Consider the following 1113-nt stretch of genomic DNA (forward strand, 5'->3'; position numbering starts at 1 on the left):
CTGCTTATTTCTGATCGCAAACACCCACAACTGCGAGTGAATCCTTTTTGAAGTCGTTGACTGTCAACAATACATTTATTTCCACATTGACATTGACAGAGCCAAAGCGCGTTTCCATTAGAACTGCTTCCAAAAAAACTAATGACTGTGAGTCGTCCAAACGTTTGATTGGCCAAATCGATACGCTTTTGCATACTAATCTCCCCGTTTGATAAGAAGGTACTTAAAGAGTTGTTTTCAATTGATCTAATCGCCATTGGCACCATGAAATAAAGGCTAATTCGTCAATCTTTGGAATGCCATAGGTTCTAGCATACGTTAACTTTTGAGTGGTAAGTAGTTGATCATAGGGTTTGCTAATAATACCAACCACAAGGATATCGACATTTTTGTCAATCCCGTTGACAGGTTTTGCTCCTAGAATAGTTGCTAACTGTTGTGCCCGGAAACGACGAAAAGATCGCAAACGGCCGGTAAAGAGAATTCGTTTGCCCCTTAAATCTATCATGATGTTTACCTCTCACTAGGGGGAACGTTTGCTAGATCTTCTGCCTGATACTTTTCGATGCGATATAAGGTTACTGGTGCAATACCTAACATGCGGGCAATTTGTCGCTTGGTCAGAGTTTCATCTCCGTCTTTCTTCCTATTTAAAAGGCGACAGGCTTCTTTATAAATATAGCGTTTTTGACGATTAGGTGAATGAGGACCATATTCGCGAATTTTGCCTTTATATTTGCCCTGGCGTTTGGCAATTTCGATGCCTTGTTGTTGCCGTATCTTAATAGTTTCGCGCTCTTCTTGAGCAATATACTTATATAGTTCGACAATAATTGTCGTAATCAGGTTACGAAGGTTAGGATCTTCAATACTTGCAAAGCTAGGTAGATTTAGAACGTTCAATTGAGCTCCACGATGCCGAATGGTTTCGATGATGTCAGTCAAATCATGAGAATTGCGACCAAGTCGATCAAGGCTCAGTACCACTACTTCATCATCATCACGAATATAGTCTAACATTGCTTTCAGTTGAGGACGATCGGCATTTTTACCTGAAAGCTTCTCTTGAAAGATTTTATTAACACCGGCATCATGTAGCTGTTCAATTTGACG

At 40.3% G+C, this 1113-nt stretch carries 2 protein-coding genes and 1 pseudogene; all 3 read right to left on the bottom strand.

Annotated features, from left to right (window positions below; all coding sequences use genetic code 11):
• Nucleotides 1-194, bottom strand: a pseudogene (locus JUF21_RS12105) (alcohol dehydrogenase); the annotation flags it as partial.
• A 29-nt stretch (nucleotides 195-223) separates the two neighbouring features.
• Nucleotides 224-508 carry a BRCT domain-containing protein gene (locus JUF21_RS11905; RefSeq protein ID WP_203664877.1) on the bottom strand — a complete coding sequence of 95 codons (285 nt, stop codon included), beginning with the start codon at nucleotides 506-508 and terminating at the stop codon, nucleotides 224-226.
• Nucleotides 509-513: 5 nt separating this feature from the next.
• The coding region (locus JUF21_RS11910) for a recombinase family protein (RefSeq protein ID WP_203664879.1) at nucleotides 514-1113 on the bottom strand (600 nt) is incomplete at its 5' end.

This window comes from Lacticaseibacillus sp. 53-4 (assembly GCF_016861805.1).
In the GTDB taxonomy this organism is placed as follows: domain Bacteria; phylum Bacillota; class Bacilli; order Lactobacillales; family Lactobacillaceae; genus Lacticaseibacillus.